Annotated in this window: 16 protein-coding genes; 9 read left to right on the plus strand and 7 right to left on the minus strand. The window is 57.4% G+C overall.

The genetic code is table 11. The features are described 5' to 3' along the window. The first annotated feature begins 23 nt into the window (after positions 1-23). Both ABVF61_RS04500 and ABVF61_RS04505 read left to right on the plus strand, forming a co-directional pair. Positions 24-647, plus strand: coding sequence for a LysE family translocator (locus ABVF61_RS04500; RefSeq protein ID WP_353992333.1), 624 nt, complete (start codon positions 24-26; stop codon positions 645-647). Between the two features lie 684 nt (positions 648-1331). Beyond that, a complete protein-coding gene (locus tag ABVF61_RS04505; protein ID WP_353992334.1) occupies positions 1332-2117 on the plus strand; it encodes a hypothetical protein in 786 nt (261 codons plus the stop codon). A gap of 53 nt (positions 2118-2170) precedes the next feature. On the opposite strand, the gene ABVF61_RS04510 is transcribed toward ABVF61_RS04505, so the two are convergent. After that, positions 2171-2557, minus strand: coding sequence for a DUF3291 domain-containing protein (locus tag ABVF61_RS04510; protein ID WP_353992335.1), 387 nt, complete (start codon positions 2555-2557; stop codon positions 2171-2173). 202 nt (positions 2558-2759) lie between these two features. On the opposite strand from ABVF61_RS04510, the gene ABVF61_RS04515 reads away from it, so the two are divergent. Beyond that, positions 2760-3221: a DUF805 domain-containing protein gene (locus tag ABVF61_RS04515; RefSeq protein ID WP_353992336.1), complete on the plus strand. Its 462-nt coding sequence runs from the start codon at positions 2760-2762 to the stop codon at positions 3219-3221. A 36-nt stretch (positions 3222-3257) separates the two neighbouring features. Here ABVF61_RS04515 and ABVF61_RS04520 read toward each other — a convergent pair whose 3' ends face one another. The 3 genes from ABVF61_RS04520 to ABVF61_RS04530 all read right to left on the minus strand — a co-directional run bounded on the left by ABVF61_RS04520 (position 3258) and on the right by ABVF61_RS04530 (position 5446). Then, a complete protein-coding gene (locus ABVF61_RS04520; RefSeq protein WP_353992337.1) occupies positions 3258-4055 on the minus strand; it encodes a siderophore-interacting protein in 798 nt (265 codons plus the stop codon). 186 nt (positions 4056-4241) lie between these two features. After that, the gene (locus ABVF61_RS04525) at positions 4242-4736 is read right to left on the minus strand and encodes a YHS domain-containing (seleno)protein (protein ID WP_353992338.1); all 495 of its coding nucleotides are present in this window, start codon (positions 4734-4736) and stop codon (positions 4242-4244) included. A 152-nt stretch (positions 4737-4888) separates the two neighbouring features. Beyond that, positions 4889-5446, minus strand: coding sequence for a TetR/AcrR family transcriptional regulator (locus ABVF61_RS04530; protein ID WP_353992339.1), 558 nt, complete (start codon positions 5444-5446; stop codon positions 4889-4891). Positions 5447-5701: 255 nt separating this feature from the next. Here ABVF61_RS04530 and gatC point away from each other — a divergent pair, with 255 nt between their 5' ends. The 4 genes from gatC to ABVF61_RS04550 all read left to right on the plus strand — a co-directional run bounded on the left by gatC (position 5702) and on the right by ABVF61_RS04550 (position 9237). After that, positions 5702-5989, plus strand: coding sequence for an Asp-tRNA(Asn)/Glu-tRNA(Gln) amidotransferase subunit GatC (gatC, locus tag ABVF61_RS04535; protein WP_353992340.1), 288 nt, complete (start codon positions 5702-5704; stop codon positions 5987-5989). Between the two features lie 13 nt (positions 5990-6002). After that, entirely contained in the window at positions 6003-6476 is a 474-nt protein-coding gene (locus tag ABVF61_RS04540; protein ID WP_353992341.1) for a GNAT family N-acetyltransferase, read from the plus strand. Between the two features lie 12 nt (positions 6477-6488). Then, entirely contained in the window at positions 6489-7973 is a 1485-nt protein-coding gene (gene gatA / locus ABVF61_RS04545) for an Asp-tRNA(Asn)/Glu-tRNA(Gln) amidotransferase subunit GatA (RefSeq protein WP_353992342.1), read from the plus strand. Positions 7974-8130: 157 nt separating this feature from the next. Continuing rightward, a complete protein-coding gene (locus ABVF61_RS04550) occupies positions 8131-9237 on the plus strand; it encodes an NAD(P)/FAD-dependent oxidoreductase (RefSeq protein ID WP_353992343.1) in 1107 nt (368 codons plus the stop codon). A gap of 186 nt (positions 9238-9423) precedes the next feature. On the opposite strand, the gene ABVF61_RS04555 is transcribed toward ABVF61_RS04550, so the two are convergent. Next, positions 9424-9774: a ribbon-helix-helix domain-containing protein gene (locus ABVF61_RS04555; protein ID WP_353992344.1), complete on the minus strand. Its 351-nt coding sequence runs from the start codon at positions 9772-9774 to the stop codon at positions 9424-9426. A 339-nt stretch (positions 9775-10113) separates the two neighbouring features. Beyond that, positions 10114-10686 (minus strand): DJ-1/PfpI family protein, encoded by a 573-nt coding sequence (locus tag ABVF61_RS04560; protein WP_353993664.1) that lies wholly within the window; start codon positions 10684-10686, stop codon positions 10114-10116. 1184 nt (positions 10687-11870) lie between these two features. Here ABVF61_RS04560 and ABVF61_RS04565 point away from each other — a divergent pair. Together ABVF61_RS04565 and ilvC are read left to right on the plus strand one after the other, a co-directional pair. Further along, positions 11871-12521, plus strand: coding sequence for a TetR/AcrR family transcriptional regulator (locus tag ABVF61_RS04565; RefSeq protein ID WP_353992345.1), 651 nt, complete (start codon positions 11871-11873; stop codon positions 12519-12521). Between the two features lie 106 nt (positions 12522-12627). After that, positions 12628-13647 carry a ketol-acid reductoisomerase gene (gene ilvC / locus ABVF61_RS04570; protein WP_353992346.1) on the plus strand — a complete coding sequence of 340 codons (1020 nt, stop codon included), beginning with the start codon at positions 12628-12630 and terminating at the stop codon, positions 13645-13647. A 54-nt stretch (positions 13648-13701) separates the two neighbouring features. On the opposite strand, the gene ABVF61_RS04575 is transcribed toward ilvC, so the two are convergent. Then, entirely contained in the window at positions 13702-14082 is a 381-nt protein-coding gene (locus ABVF61_RS04575; protein WP_353992347.1) for a tetratricopeptide repeat protein, read from the minus strand. Between the last annotated feature and the right edge of the window lie 14 nt (positions 14083-14096).

A 14096-nucleotide genomic window follows, 5' to 3' on the forward strand; every position in this document is an offset into this window, starting at 1 on the left:
CCGCCTGATAGAGGAATTCCAGTATGTCGTTTGAACTCTGGCTTGTGTTCATTGCCGTCTCCCTTTTGCCCGCCATCAGCCCAGGCCCGGGTGTCATGCTTGCCATCAGCAACACGCTACGCTTCGGAAGAAACGCAACGCTTGCGTCGGCGACGGGCAATGCCGCAGGTCTTGTCATCATCGGGTATGCGGTTGCCTTCGGTTTCGGTGCGCTGATGGCAACCTCAGCGTTGGCTTTTACCGTGCTGAAGTTCATCGGCGCAGCCTATCTGATTTATCTCGGCCTGAAGATCTGGCGCGACAAATCGGGGTTCCACGTCACCGACACCAGCCAGGCAGCTGGCAAGAGCGGCTGGAAGCTTTTCCTGGAGGCTCTGCTTGTTTCCGTCACCAATCCGAAGGCGATCCTTGTGATCACCGCCCTCTTCCCGCAATTCATGCGCTCCGGCAGGATCGACATGCTGGAAATCAGCATCCTCTCCTTCACCTACGCGATCCTGTGCTTCGCCAACCATGCGTTTATCGCCTTCGCCGGCAGTCATCTGCGCCGGTTCCTGACGTCCGCGAAGCGCGCAAGATGGGTCCGGCGCATCACCGGCGGCCTGTTTGTCGGTTTCGGGTCCGCATTGGCAACAGCGAGCCGATGACTAGGCGTCTCGGGGCGGCAATGCGGCATTAGGCCTATTCCAAAAAAGATGCCGCGAAAGTTTGGGCGGCGTGGGAGAGCATTCGGTCGCGCAACAGGCAGCGGAGCGAAGCTTCTCACTCGAAAATCTTGAGCAGTGTAGAGCTGAATAGTCACGCGGCGCCTGGTAGTCTATCGCCGAGATACGTTTCGAGAGTACTTCTCAATGCCGATCCTCAATCCACCTCTTCCTAAAGTTAGGCTCTCGCGCCTCAGGGACATTGGCTGGTCTAAATGGGACCCGATAGGGCTTCTCGGTGACGGCCAGAACTGGACTGACGAAAACTGCTTAACGTTCGCAGACGAATACGACAGCTACTTGATCCAAGCTGCGAGTCAGCTTCGCAGAGGTGTGTCAGAGGAGACTGTTGTGGGCTACCTCGTCAAAACCGAGGCGTATCACATGGGGCTAGGAACGAACCAAGGTACGTTTACTCGCGCGAAAGCGGTTGTCGCTGCTATTCAAGCAGATGATGAGCTCTGGGCATACAAGGGCTAACACTTGCGGAAGACTATGCCCCCAGGCACCCGCGCGTTCTGCCGCAGGTTCGCTGATCACGACTAGCGCATCGGCTGCACAATGTTTGACCAGATCGCGCAAAGATTGCACTCTTGCCCAGGCATCACGTTGCTGCAGGAGCCATAGATGAACCGTATCACGTCCCGCGAATACAAGCTGATCCTGAATGCGACCCGCTTTCTGGATCGAGAGACCGCAAGCAATGCATTTCAGGATGTGATCGGTTTTCTGACGGAAAGGCTCGGCGGGGACATAGACCGTCAGGACAAGGAAGAAGCACGCGAAACAAGTTACGTCGACACTGAAGACTTCCGCCTTCGCGCGGCCGGCTACGCTCTCAGATGCCGGTATGAAGAGGACGAGGACGACTACAAGCTCACCTTAAAGTTCCGCTCTGCGGACCTGATCCTTGCCGAGGATGCGTCCGTTGAGACAGCCGATGCCAGACGCTCTCGAATGAAATTCGAGGAGGACCTGATGCCTCCTTTCCGAAGCGTCTTCTCCCGTTCCAGCGCAATCCGGTTCAAGAAGCAACCCAAGCTCGCAACGATCGATGACGCGGTCGAAATTTTTCCGGCCCTGGAGAAACTGGAGATACACAGGAAAACCCGGCTGGGCACCGTGAACGCATTCACGGCCACGGAGATCTTCCGCAAGCTCTGCAAGGTCGACTTCAAGAAGGCAGAGCCGATCAAGCTCGGTCTCAGTTTCTGGTATCCGGACGGACCGACCGGCTGGCCCCTGATTGCAGAATGTGCATTCGATTTCGAGTGGGATGGAAGGAAAAAAGGCTTCGACCTGGATCAGGTCAGGGGTGCGAATGAACTCTTCCGGCTGCTTCAAAAACAACCCGGATGGTTCGACCCTGCGGCGACCACGAAAACCCGATACGCCTATGAGGGGATGAGGTAGGCAAGTCTCGCCGCCGCGCGGATGGTCAAGCTCAATTGTGTTAGCCGGAGAGACTACTCCGACTGCGACACGGTACTACTCTGCTGGTCGCGGCTGCCTTGGGTGTAGATGCGCCCATGAATCTTCAGTTTCTCCAGGGCGACATCCCAGGATGGAACCACATCGGACTGAAAACTGTATGTGCTCCCTTCCGCAATCTCCGGAAACGCACGAATTGCCTTGCGATGAGCCCCCCGGTAAAGAAACCTCTTCATTGCCGTTTCGCTTTCCCAGACGGTCAGCGTGTGATGAATGCCGTCTTTCTTGAGCACATCCGCCAGGACAATACCCTTGGCCGCTTTGGCCTGACTGTAGCTCGGAGCGGCATGTCTCCAGAAGCGGAAAGCAGAAAACCAACCTTTCAGGCGCAGTCCTGTGACAGATACATGATATCGGGCCATCGTATCCTCCGATGCTTCAACTACGCAAAAGCAGAAGGATCGGATCGCAGGGCTTGAGTTTGGCTTCCGGGCAGTGCCTCCTGACACTCGACCAGGCTTTGGAAGGCCTTGTGAAAACTTGAGAACACAAACAAATCGAAAGACTTGTTTAAAAACATCTTCACAATTTTTGGTTTAGAGGGTGAGGTCTTTGGAGTGCCCAATGCTTGCCCTCATCAATCCTTGCCACGGCAAGATCGGCCGAACGCACTGGTGGTTGTCTCAGATCGCAATCTTCTGTCTGGCGATTGGCGGTCTGGCCGGCACAATTTTCTTGTTCGCGGATCTGGAAGACAGCTCTAGTGCCCGCAATCCGATGGAAAATATCGGCCTCACCGTGACGATTATTGCCGTGCTTTACATGAACCTGTGCACGTGCCTCAACAGGCTTCGCGACTCCGGCCGAAGTGGCTTTTGGTATCTGAGCTTCCTGTTGCCGACAGTTGGCAGTGGGCTGATGTGTTACTTTTGTGGGATCGAAAAGACGCCTGGCCGGTTCACTTCGGACGAGCCTGATCCACCAGCGGACAATTTTGTGCGGCAGCCGCCGGTTCAGCCGGCCCCGCGCAGCAGTGTCCCGCCGCCGCCGAAAGAATTTGGGCGAAGACATAGCAACGCCGTTTAAACGCTCGCTGTGGATCCACAAGGCATGAGTGTTGGATCAGGCCGCTTCCGCGCGTTTCATTTTCTGGTGCTCGTCCTCGACAAGACCGATTTTCCAGTAGCCAGAGATATAGGTGTCCTTCCTCGGCACGGCTCGCTCATTGTGGAGATAGTCCCGTAGCGAACGGATGACCGAACTCTCACCGGCAATACACGTTTGCAATACGCCCTGCCGCCAGTTGAGCGATTTGACGAATTCCAATTGGGCGCTGGAAGCTACGTGCGGATCCTCTTGCACAAGCCAGGTGATCTCGATGCCCTGCGGGGCCGTAACCTCGCGAATGTCCTCTTTCGAGGGGACTTCGAAAACAGCGACACCTTGCGCATCCAGAGGCATAGCTTCCAGCGTTGCCTCCGCGATGGGCATCGCTGAAAGATCAGCCGCAATCAGATACCAGTCAGCGTAGTAGTTCGTGATCTTAGGCTGGCTTGGACCGAAGAAACCCAAAAACGATCCTGTCACCGCGCACTGCGCCCAGCGTGTGGCCGGGCCTTCGTCGCCATGGACGACAAAGTCGATATCAAGTTCCAGCTCCGCCGGACGGAAGGCGCGCACCGTGTACGTTCGCACCGGGTGGATTTTTTCATTCGGCGCATCAGGCGCGAAATAGGCGTAGAATTCCTCTTTCGTTTCGCCCTCTCTTGGCAAAACCAGCTTGCAATTGGCACCTTCATGATTGGCCGGAAAACCTTGCAGTTCAGGACCGGCAAATGTCACGCGCACCATATGCGGGCTGAGTGCCCTGGTTTTCAAAACAGTCAGTATGCGTGGCCGCCGCTTCGGTTTGGTGGTCACCTGAGAGCCTCATAAAGATGAATAACACACTCAAGATTTAGCAAGTGTCTATCGTCTTTTAAAGTGCTGCATTGTTCGATGAGCCTAAACACAGCGTCACGCCGGAGAAGTCTTTCAAAAAAAAGCCCGCCGATTGGCGGGCTGAAAGGAAGTTTGGAGGTAATGGCAAATTAACTCATAGGACGATCAGTTGCGGATGATCGGTTCTTTCAGATCTTCCGGCTTCTTGTCCTTGATGATTTCCCAGTTCAAGGTCGCATTGTTGATATGTCCCGGAACGTCCTGTTCGAAACGTTCTTGCACCTTCAGCGAGTTGTTGAGGTACAGCTTGCCATCGACAATCGACCACGCTTCCGGCACGACCGGGACCTTGAAGCCCATGGCAGCACCGAATGCGCAGAAACCGCCATATTGCGGGGCGTATTTTGCCGGTTCGGCAGCAAACTTGTCGCGGTTTTCGGCGGACGAGAATTTCCAGGTCACGTCGTCATACTGGAATGTGTACTCATCGGAACCGGCAACCGGCTTGCCCTCGGTGAAGTAGGCAACGGGATCGGTGCCGCCGATGGCAGCGCCACCCTTCGTGAAGGTCGTGATCTCGTCAGCGGTCGCGGAAAAAGCGACGGCCGAAAACAGGGCTGTCAGTCCCAGCAGGACGGATTTTGAGGTGTAAAGCGGCATGGACGTCTCCACAAGGGGTAAGAGAAGGCGTTACGCGCGGCGTCTTTGTGCACCGTGCTGGTGCAAACATGTCCCTTGACGCGGTAAATGGCCAATAACCTTTGATCACAGAGATGAAAGGAGCTTGCTAGAAAATGTGATTTCCACCACCTTCACGTGCCGGGAAGCCCGGAAAACGGCCGGGGATCGCGCGGCGCGACAAGGCCCAGAACGAGGTGAATTGCCTTTTCAAGATCATCTGCGCTCGGAATATGTCCGCGAACCAGCGTGCCGAAAGACACCAATCCAAGCAAAAGATCGATCCTTGTCTCCATGTCAGCTTCAAACGGGGTTGCGATCAGGATCTGCCGCAGCGCCAAGCGTTGACCGCTTTCCGCTTCCGCAAAAACAACGGCAAATTCGGAAACGTCCCGATAGGAGGAAAGGGATCTGATCGCGCCGCCAAGCGGTGTTTCGGTCAGCGCTTTGGCAAGACCAACGAGATACCGCCGCAGGTCTTCCGCAACACTGCCTCGCAGAGGTGGCTCCGGCCTGAAAGCCAGAAAGCCATTCGCCAGCGCTGCGGCGGCAAGTGCCGTCTTATCCGGAAAGCGCCTGTAGATCGCCTGTTTGCTCGTCCCCGCGCTCCGCGCAATCCGAGCTACGGTCGTGCCGGCGTAACCGGTCTCTGAAAGTTCGCGAAGCGTTGCGTTAAGAAGCGCATCGCTCACTCGGGTTTCCTTCGGCCGCCCCCTCAACTCACTCTCCCGTTTATTCGCCCGAAATATAAAGGTTATGATCCAGCAATTTGAATTACGGTTCTAGTTGGTACCGTATAATTCTGATCTTGGCTGAATCCAATGCGAATTCACACCCGGATGCTTCGATTTTGGCTATAAGCGGCCACGAACGCAGGACCCGACCCTGCACGCAACACGCTCCGTTCCGTCCCAGCGGACGCGAATATCCAGCAAGACGAGGATCCCATGTCTGTCGATACCGACACAGTGAAACGCGTTGCCAGGCTAGCACGCATCAAAGTCAGCGAAGAAGACGCCACCCGGATGACGGGTGAGCTCAACGCCATTCTCGGGTTTGTCGAGCAGCTCGACGAAGTCAACATCGACGGTGTCGAACCAATGACGTCCGTGGTCGAGCAGACCATGAAGAAACGCGTTGACGGCATCACCGACGGCAACAAGGCCGACGACATAACGCTCAACGCGCCGGCCTCCGAAGATCATTTCTTCATGGTCCCGAAAGTCGTCGAATAAGGTCTGTTTGGCAATGTCGCCCCAAGCCCCTGTCATCTCGATCGAAACCCCCTTGTCAGAGGACATGGGCGCGATGATTGCCGAGCTCAACGAGGTGCTGTTGACCTTGTCACCCCCGGAAGCGTGCTACCACATGTCGACCGAGGACATGGCCGGTGATGCGACCACCGTTTTTGTGGCCAGGGTTGACGGCGATGCGGCCGCTTGCGGCGCACTTCACCGGCACGCAAACGGGATTGCTGAGGTCAAGCGCATGTATACGCGCCCCATCTTTCAGGGACAGGGCCTGGGCGGCAAGATCCTCGAACGGATTGTTCAGCTTGCGCAAAGTGAAGGCTTTTCCGCACTTGTTTTGGAGACCGGCGACAAACATCCGGCAGCCTGGCGCATCTATGAGCGTGCCGGCTTCAGCCGTTGCGGACCGGTGCTCGACTATCCCGACAGTCCCTATTCCGTATTTTATTCAAGGCCGCTGACGGCCAACTGAAAGAACCAAGTCATGACCGACCTGACCAAACTGACCATTGCCGACGCCCGCGAGGGGCTGAAAAACAAGGACTACACATCACTCGAACTGACCGACGCGTTCCTTTCGAACATTGAGGCCGCCAACGGGCAGCTCAACGCTTATGTCAGCATCACCGCCGACCGGGCGCGCGACATGGCCAGGGCCTCCGATGCCAAGCTCGCCGGTGGCAATGGCGGCACGCTTGAGGGCATTCCGCTCGGCATCAAGGACCTGTTCGCCACAAAGGGTGCGCACACGCAGGCCTGCAGTCATATCCTGGACAGCTTCAAGCCCGCCTATGAATCCACCGTCACCAGCAACCTCTGGTCTGACGGCGCCGTCATGCTTGGCAAACTCAACATGGACGAGTTCGCGATGGGGTCTTCCAACGAGACCTCCTACTATGGTGACGTGATCAACCCGTGGCGCAAAAAGGACTCCAACCAGGACCTTGTTCCGGGAGGATCTTCCGGCGGTTCGGCAACTGCTGTTGCCGCGCGTCTTTGCATGGGGGCGACCGCGACCGACACTGGCGGCTCGATCCGTCAGCCGGCAGCCTTCACCGGTACCGTCGGCATCAAGCCGACTTACGGCCGCTGCTCGCGCTGGGGCATCGTTGCCTTTGCCTCTTCGCTTGATCAGGCAGGCCCGATCGCCCACACGGTGCGCGACAGCGCCATCCTATTGAAGTCGATGGCGTCGATCGATCCGAAGGACACGACGTCTGTCGACATTGAAGTCCCCGACTACGAGGCGGCCATCGGCAAGTCGGTCAAGGGACTGAAGATCGGCATTCCGGCGGAATACCGCATGGACGGCATGCCGGGCGAAATCGAAGAGTTGTGGCAGAAGGGGATCGCCTGGCTGAAAGACGCTGGCGCCGAGATTGTCGATATCTCGATGCCGCACACCAAATATGCGCTCCCGGCCTATTACATCGTTGCGCCCGCGGAAGCCTCTTCGAACCTTGCGCGCTACGACGGCGTTCGCTACGGCCTGCGTGTTCCCGGCAAAGATATTGTCGAAATGTATGAAAACACGCGTGCGGAAGGCTTCGGCGACGAGGTCAAGCGCCGTGTCCTCATCGGCACTTACGTGCTCTCCGCCGGTTACTACGACGCCTATTACCTGAAGGCTCAAAAGGTCCGCACCCTGATCAAACGCGACTTTGATCTTGCCTGGGCAAACGGCGTCGACGCAATCCTGACACCGGCGACCCCGTCAGCTGCTTTCGGCGTGGCCGACCAGGAACTTCATGCAGACCCGGTGAAGATGTACCTGAACGACATTTTCACAGTCACGGTGAACATGGCCGGATTGCCGGGCATCGCCGTTCCGGCCGGTCTCGACAAGGACGGGCTTCCGCTCGGACTTCAGCTGATCGGCAAGCCGTTCGATGAAGCGACGCTCTTCCAGGTCGGCCAGGTCATCGAAGATGCCGCAGGCTCGTTCGAACCTGAAAAGTGGTGGGGCTGAGCGCTCCGGGAATTCACAGCCTATGTGCCGTCCCGGACCCGATCCGGGACCACAATCCCGCAGCTTGCAAACAAGGCCCCGGCTCAAGGCCGGGGTAGCGTTGGGGATAGCAACATTGTTGTTGCCCATCCAATCGCACTGATTATTGGTGACCTTTATGCATGACATCGAAACCCTCGTTATCGGCGCCGGTGTCATTGGACTTGCAATTGCCCGCGCTCTGGCAATGCGCGGGCGCGAGGTCATGGTTCTGGAGCGTCATGGCCTGATCGGATCGGAAACCAGCGCCCGCAATTCCGAAGTCATTCATGCCGGGATCTATTACCGGCCCGGCAGCCTGAAAGCGAAGCTATGTCTGCCCGGCAAGAACCAGCTCTACGCGTTCTGCGCCGAAAACGGCATCGCCCACAAACGGCTCGGAAAACTGATCGTCGCCTCAAACGACTCCCAGATACCGGAACTGGAACGATTGCATCGCCAGGCGCAAGACACCGGTCTCGACGATCTGGTTTTTTACGACCGCAGAAAGCTCGCGGAGCTCGAACCCGAACTCGATGGCGTCGGTGCGCTCTGGTCGCCCTCCACGGGCATCATCGACAGCCACGGATATATGCTTGCGCTTCAGGGCGGCCTTGAAGCTCATGGCGGGCAGGTGGTCCTGAATGCGGATGTGTCTTGCATTGAACGCATCCAGCATGGGTATGCTGTCCAGGTCAGAACGCAAGGCGGTGACGAAACGCCCCTCACCTGCCGGGAGCTCATCATTTCTGCCGGCCATTCAGCGCCCGGCCTGATGGCAGAGATCGAAGGGGTAAACCCTCCAAAGTCCTATTTGGCCAAGGGCAATTACTTTAAACTTCAGGGCAAAGCACCCTTTTCCCACCTCATCTATCCGGCTCCCGAGCCAGGTGGTCTTGGCATCCATCTGACACTCGACCTCCAGCGTCAGGCGCGCTTTGGACCCGATGTCGAATGGGCCGATGACATAAACTACGACGTCGACCCGGCTCGCAGTGACAGGTTTTACAAGGCGATCCGCAGTTATTGGCCGGGTCTCCCGGATGACAGCCTCATCCCCGACTATTCCGGCATCCGCCCCAAGATCGCCGGACCGGGTGAACCGGCCGCCGACTTCAGGATCGACGGCCCCGAAGCTCATGGCCTGGAGGGGCTTGTCGCGCTCTACGGAATGGAGTCCCCGGGCCTGACATCGTCCTTGGCAATTGGGGATGAGGTGGTGAAAAGGTTGGATGCAGGCGCATAGGGCTAACGAGGAGTTCTGAACGTCATGCCCGACTTGATCGGGGATCCAAAACACTTTGATATTGTTGCCCAATCACAAGCAACGCGACCGGGTTCGTCTCCAAACCCGCGAACTTTTGAGATGACAATCAGGCTGGATTTCGGCCCCCTGCCAGAAACGTGCCTTCACCGTCGAGACGTCTTCCAATCAGTGCACCCGTGCGCTCTCCGCCTCGAGAATTTCATCGGCGTCCAGTCCCGAGATGGGAAGGCGCGTGTCGGTCGGGACATCACCTGAGAGCTGAAGCGCAAGGTATCGGCCGCAGCATACCCTGAGGAAGCTGGTGAAATTGCCGAGATCATGCCCGGCATCGATGCTTTCGTTGTGAAGCCGGGTGATCAGCTGGACGACATTCATGCCGTCGCGCCCGGCAATCTCATCCAACACGTTCCAAAAGAAGGTTTCCAGGCGAACGGAGGTCACCATCCCGTCGATGCGCAGTGACTTTGTGCTGCTTTCCCAAAGCGCGGGATCAGCTTCGATAAAGAGTTTGCACATGTCGTCCTCCCTTCCAGTTTGTCGGCTCCGGCGGCCTTGGTTCTCCAATATAAGGTCTCTCCACGGAAGGCCAACCGGCCCTGCAAAGGCCTGCCGCTCCTCTGCTTCAAACATAGCAAGGCTCTGGATCCGAGACCTGTCCTTCGAGCCTCGCTGACGCGCTCCTCAGGATGAGGCGTGAAATTCGACCCAACAAACCTTACCCGAACCGAAACCTCATCCTGAGGAGGACCGCCAGGTCCGTCTCGAAGGATGGGCCGGATGTCTTTGACCTCCGGCCCAGCTCCTCTAAATGCTAGGCTTCGACGGCATTGTTTGCTCTCGTTCGGCACGCACCGATCAGGCTGCAAGCGATCCGGCTGCCGCGCCGCCAAGCACGGCGTTGAATTGCGCCAGCCAGTCCGGATGCGCAGGCCAGGCCGGGGCGGTCACGAGATTGCCGTCGGTCACTGCCGCATCGACAGCGATATCGGCATAGGTCGCACCGGCAAGTTCCACTTCCGGACGGCACGCCGGGTAGGCAGAGACCGTTTTTCCTTTAACAACACCCGCTGCTGTCAAGATCTGCGCACCGTGGCAGATCGCAGCGACCGGTTTGCCGGCGTCCATAAAATGCTTGACCGCATCGATGACAGCACCATCGAGGCGCAGATATTCCGGTGCCCGGCCCCCCGGAATGACCAAGGCGTCGTAGCTGGCAACATCCACCTCGGCAAATGTTGCGTTCAGCGTGAAGTTGTGGCCGCGCTTTTCGGTGTAGGTCTGGTCGCCTTCAAAGTCGTGGATGCAGGTCGCTACCGCTTCCCCTGCCTTCTTGCCCGGACACACCGCATCGACCTGATAGCCCATGGCAAGCAGCGCCTGGAACGGCACCATGGTCTCGTAGTCTTCGGTAAAGTCTCCGGTAATCATCAGGATCTTCGCACTAATGTCCAATCCTCCCTGAGTGTTCAACAACGATGGAGAAAGGCTAGCAGGCAAAGGGATTGAATGGGTATTAGGCGACTACTACAGGGGAATATTCTCGATTTCACAGGCTTAGGCGGGGATGACCGATTTGCTTGGAAATGGCTATAAACGGCAAGAATTCCAGCGGCTTAGGCCTGCGAAAGCAACGACGCTGTCCCGGCCTTGAGCCGGGACCTAAATCTCATCAATAGAGCGAAGTCCCGGGTCATGTCGAGGAGACAACCCCTCAGGGATTTACATTCAGATGGTCATTAAAGTTAACTGGCTGCTCTTGCCCCGAGGAAGCCTCGGATCTTCTGACGATTGCCGCGATCGGTCATCCCCGACTTGATCGGGGATCCAATCCAAGTCGGACCGAAGACAGGTTCAATTGAATGTGCCGCAGCGCGTCGCAAAACGACGTAAACCCGGTTTTGCTGCACCAGGCATTGGACCCCCGCTCGGAGGCGGGGATGACCGGGGTTCTTATAGAAACCTCGTCTCGAACGGCGTCAAACCCTGCGGCTTATGCTTACGATAGCAAATGTGCCGTCCCGGCGTTCAACCGGGACCTAAATCTCATCAATTGAAAGGGGTCCCGGATCAGGTCCGGGACGGCGCCGGAGGGACAACACCGCAAAGCATTACCCGCAAACACTTTCCAAAATCACGCAGATCCACCAACCTTGAGCCAGGCCCGTACCCGTCTGAACCGACAAAGATCCCGGATCGAATGTGCGATGACAGAGTGCAAGCGCTGGTGATGAAATTTCACGAGGCTGGACCCGATCTTTTTCTTGTCATCCCTGCGGAGGCAGGGATCCAGTAAGCTCTTGTCTAACCTATTTTTTCAGGTGGTGCCCACAACCAGTTCTCAGTCTGCCGCTCATACCCTAAACCGGGAAGACAATTTCAGAGTTGCCGTCTTACCCCAACCTGCCGCACCGGACTGACCGTGGGAAAGACATCCCCATCCTGAGGAAGCACGCACTTTCTCGAAGGCGCGGCCGCCAAAAGCATCGATCTGCGTTTTCCGAAAAATTTCACTTCGCCCTTGACCTCCCCTCGCACCAATGCGATAACGCACGCCGAACCGTACCGTACGGTTCTGCGCACAGATCACCTGTATTCCAGTCAAGACAATACTCATGCCCGCTGCCGCCTATGACATCGCCACTTCCCGCCCGGATGCTGCGCCGGAGTTTTCGCCGCGTCAGCAGGTGGTGCTGCAACACGCTCTGACGCTCCTGGTCGAGGGCGGTGAAAAAGCACTGACGACCGCAGGGCTTGCACGCACGGCAAGCTGCTCCAAGGAAAGTCTCTACAAGTGGTTCGGCGACCGCGACGGACTGCTGGCCGCCGTTGTTGCCTATCAGGCAAGCCAGGTGCAGTTTCCCTCAGAATCCGGGGCAACAGCTGACGCAGATACCTTTCGCGCCCATGTCACCGCGTTTGTTGAAGCGCTTCTGGGTGTTCTGTTCTCCGAAACATCGCTGGCGCTCAACCGGCTCTCCATCGGCCAGTCCAACACCAATTCCAATCGGCTCGGTCATCTGCTGCTCGTGCGCGGCAAGCATATGATCTCGGCGCGTGCCCGGACCATGCTGGAAAGCGGCCGCCGCCACGGGCTTTTGAAATTTGACGACGCGGAGGACGCCTACCAGGTGCTTTACGGACTGGCGATCCGCGACGTTCACATCCGTTTCCTGCTCGGTGAAAGCGCCAGCACAGCCGAGCAGGATCACAAGTCACAGGCCGAGACTGCCGTTGACCGTTTTTACCGGCTGTTTGGAGCCTGAGGCTCCGGAGCCACTCCGCAAGGGAACAGTTCAATAAACAAACAAGACCGGCGAAAAAGTCCGGCCTTAAGCCAAAAACGAGAATGCAAACGGGAGAAAGGAACCCATGCGCGTTTATTACGATCGTGACGCAGATATCAATCTGATCAAGTCCAAGAAAGTCGCCATCATCGGTTACGGCTCGCAGGGCCGCGCCCATGCCATGAACCTGAAGGACAGCGGCGTGCCGGACGTTGCCGTCGCCCTGCGCGAAGGCTCCACAACAGCCCTCAAGGCCGAAGCCGATGGCTTCAAGGTCATGACCGTTGCAGAGGCAGCTGCCTGGGCCGACCTGATGATGATGGCAACGCCCGACGAATTGCAGGCGGACATCTACAAGGACCACATTGCCGCCAACATCCGCGACGGCGCCGCGATTGCCTTCGCGCACGGCCTCAATGTCCATTTTGGTCTCATTGAGCCGAAATCCTCAGTCGACGTTCTGATGGTCGCACCGAAGGGCCCGGGCCACACGGTGCGCGGCGAGTATGAAAAAGGCGGCGGCGTGCCGTGCCTCGTCGCCGTTCATCAGGACGCGTCCGGCAATGCGCTCGACCTCGGCCTTTCCTATGCCAGCGGCGTCGGCGGCGGCCGGTCCGGCATCATCGAAACCACGTTCCAGGAAGAGTGCGAGACCGACCTCTTCGGCGAACAGGCCGTTCTTTGCGGCGGTCTCGTCGAGCTGATCCGCGCCGGTTTCGAAACTCTGGTGGAAGCCGGCTATGCACCGGAAATGGCCTATTTCGAATGCCTGCACGAAGTGAAGCTGATCGTTGACCTGATCTACGAAGGCGGTATCGCCAACATGAACTACTCCATCTCCAACACGGCTGAATGGGGCGAGTATGTCACCGGCCCGCGTATCGTCACCGACGAAACCAAGGCGGAAATGAAGCGTGTCCTGAAAGACATTCAGACCGGCAAGTTCACCTCCGAGTGGATGCAGGAGTACCGTGCGGGTGCAGCCAAATTCAAGGCAACCCGCCGCCTCAACGACGGTCACCAGATCGAGGAAGTCGGCGAAAAGCTGCGCGGCATGATGCCGTGGATCAAGTCCAACGCGCTAGTCGACAAGACCAAGAACTAAGCCGGACCTGCATTACTGATATTAAAAGGCCGGGCAGCGACGCTCGGCTTTTTCTTAGGCAGAGGGCGCGCAGGTTTTGTGGGCTTTTTCCAGGCGTTTCACAGCCAGTTTTGCCGGATAAAAGCCATTTTCATCCGCGAGCCTATAAAGCTCCAGAACCCTGTCGCGATCCTGCGGAATGACCTCTCCAGTTTCCAGAAGCTTCGCCAGATAGAAGGCTCCGTAGGCATCCTCCTCGTCTGCGGCTGTCTTGATCAGCGCAAGACCTTTCGAGACATCTTCCAGCATGCCCAAGCCATGCAGCTGCATCCAACCGAAATTCGCGGACCCGCCCCGGATCTCGAGCACTTCGGCCCGTTTGAACAACCGGATCGCTTCCTGGTAGTCAAGTTCGACACCTGTGCCGTCGCGATACAGAATATGATCGTCAGTCAAACCGGCAAAAACGC

The organism is Roseibium sp. HPY-6 (assembly GCF_040530035.1).
Lineage (GTDB): Bacteria > Pseudomonadota > Alphaproteobacteria > Rhizobiales > Stappiaceae > Roseibium.

What these genes read in the sequence shown, in the direction of transcription:
- gatA (WP_353992342.1), top strand. Translation starts at nt 6,489, where the DNA reads ATGACCGACCTGACCAAACTGACCATTGCCGACGCCCGCGAGGGGCTG.
- ABVF61_RS04510 (WP_353992335.1), bottom strand. Translation starts at nt 2,557, where the DNA reads ATGGCCCGATATCATGTATCTGTCACAGGACTGCGCCTGAAAGGTTGG.
- ABVF61_RS04555 (WP_353992344.1), bottom strand. Translation starts at nt 9,774, where the DNA reads ATGTGCAAACTCTTTATCGAAGCTGATCCCGCGCTTTGGGAAAGCAGC.
- ilvC (WP_353992346.1), top strand. Translation starts at nt 12,628, where the DNA reads ATGCGCGTTTATTACGATCGTGACGCAGATATCAATCTGATCAAGTCC.
- ABVF61_RS04550 (WP_353992343.1), top strand. Translation starts at nt 8,131, where the DNA reads ATGCATGACATCGAAACCCTCGTTATCGGCGCCGGTGTCATTGGACTT.
- ABVF61_RS04505 (WP_353992334.1), top strand. Translation starts at nt 1,332, where the DNA reads ATGAACCGTATCACGTCCCGCGAATACAAGCTGATCCTGAATGCGACC.
- gatC (WP_353992340.1), top strand. Translation starts at nt 5,702, where the DNA reads ATGTCTGTCGATACCGACACAGTGAAACGCGTTGCCAGGCTAGCACGC.
- ABVF61_RS04515 (WP_353992336.1), top strand. Translation starts at nt 2,760, where the DNA reads ATGCTTGCCCTCATCAATCCTTGCCACGGCAAGATCGGCCGAACGCAC.
- ABVF61_RS04565 (WP_353992345.1), top strand. Translation starts at nt 11,871, where the DNA reads ATGCCCGCTGCCGCCTATGACATCGCCACTTCCCGCCCGGATGCTGCG.
- ABVF61_RS04540 (WP_353992341.1), top strand. Translation starts at nt 6,003, where the DNA reads ATGTCGCCCCAAGCCCCTGTCATCTCGATCGAAACCCCCTTGTCAGAG.
- ABVF61_RS04500 (WP_353992333.1), top strand. Translation starts at nt 24, where the DNA reads ATGTCGTTTGAACTCTGGCTTGTGTTCATTGCCGTCTCCCTTTTGCCC.
- ABVF61_RS04560 (WP_353993664.1), bottom strand. Translation starts at nt 10,686, where the DNA reads ATGATTACCGGAGACTTTACCGAAGACTACGAGACCATGGTGCCGTTC.
- ABVF61_RS04525 (WP_353992338.1), bottom strand. Translation starts at nt 4,736, where the DNA reads ATGCCGCTTTACACCTCAAAATCCGTCCTGCTGGGACTGACAGCCCTG.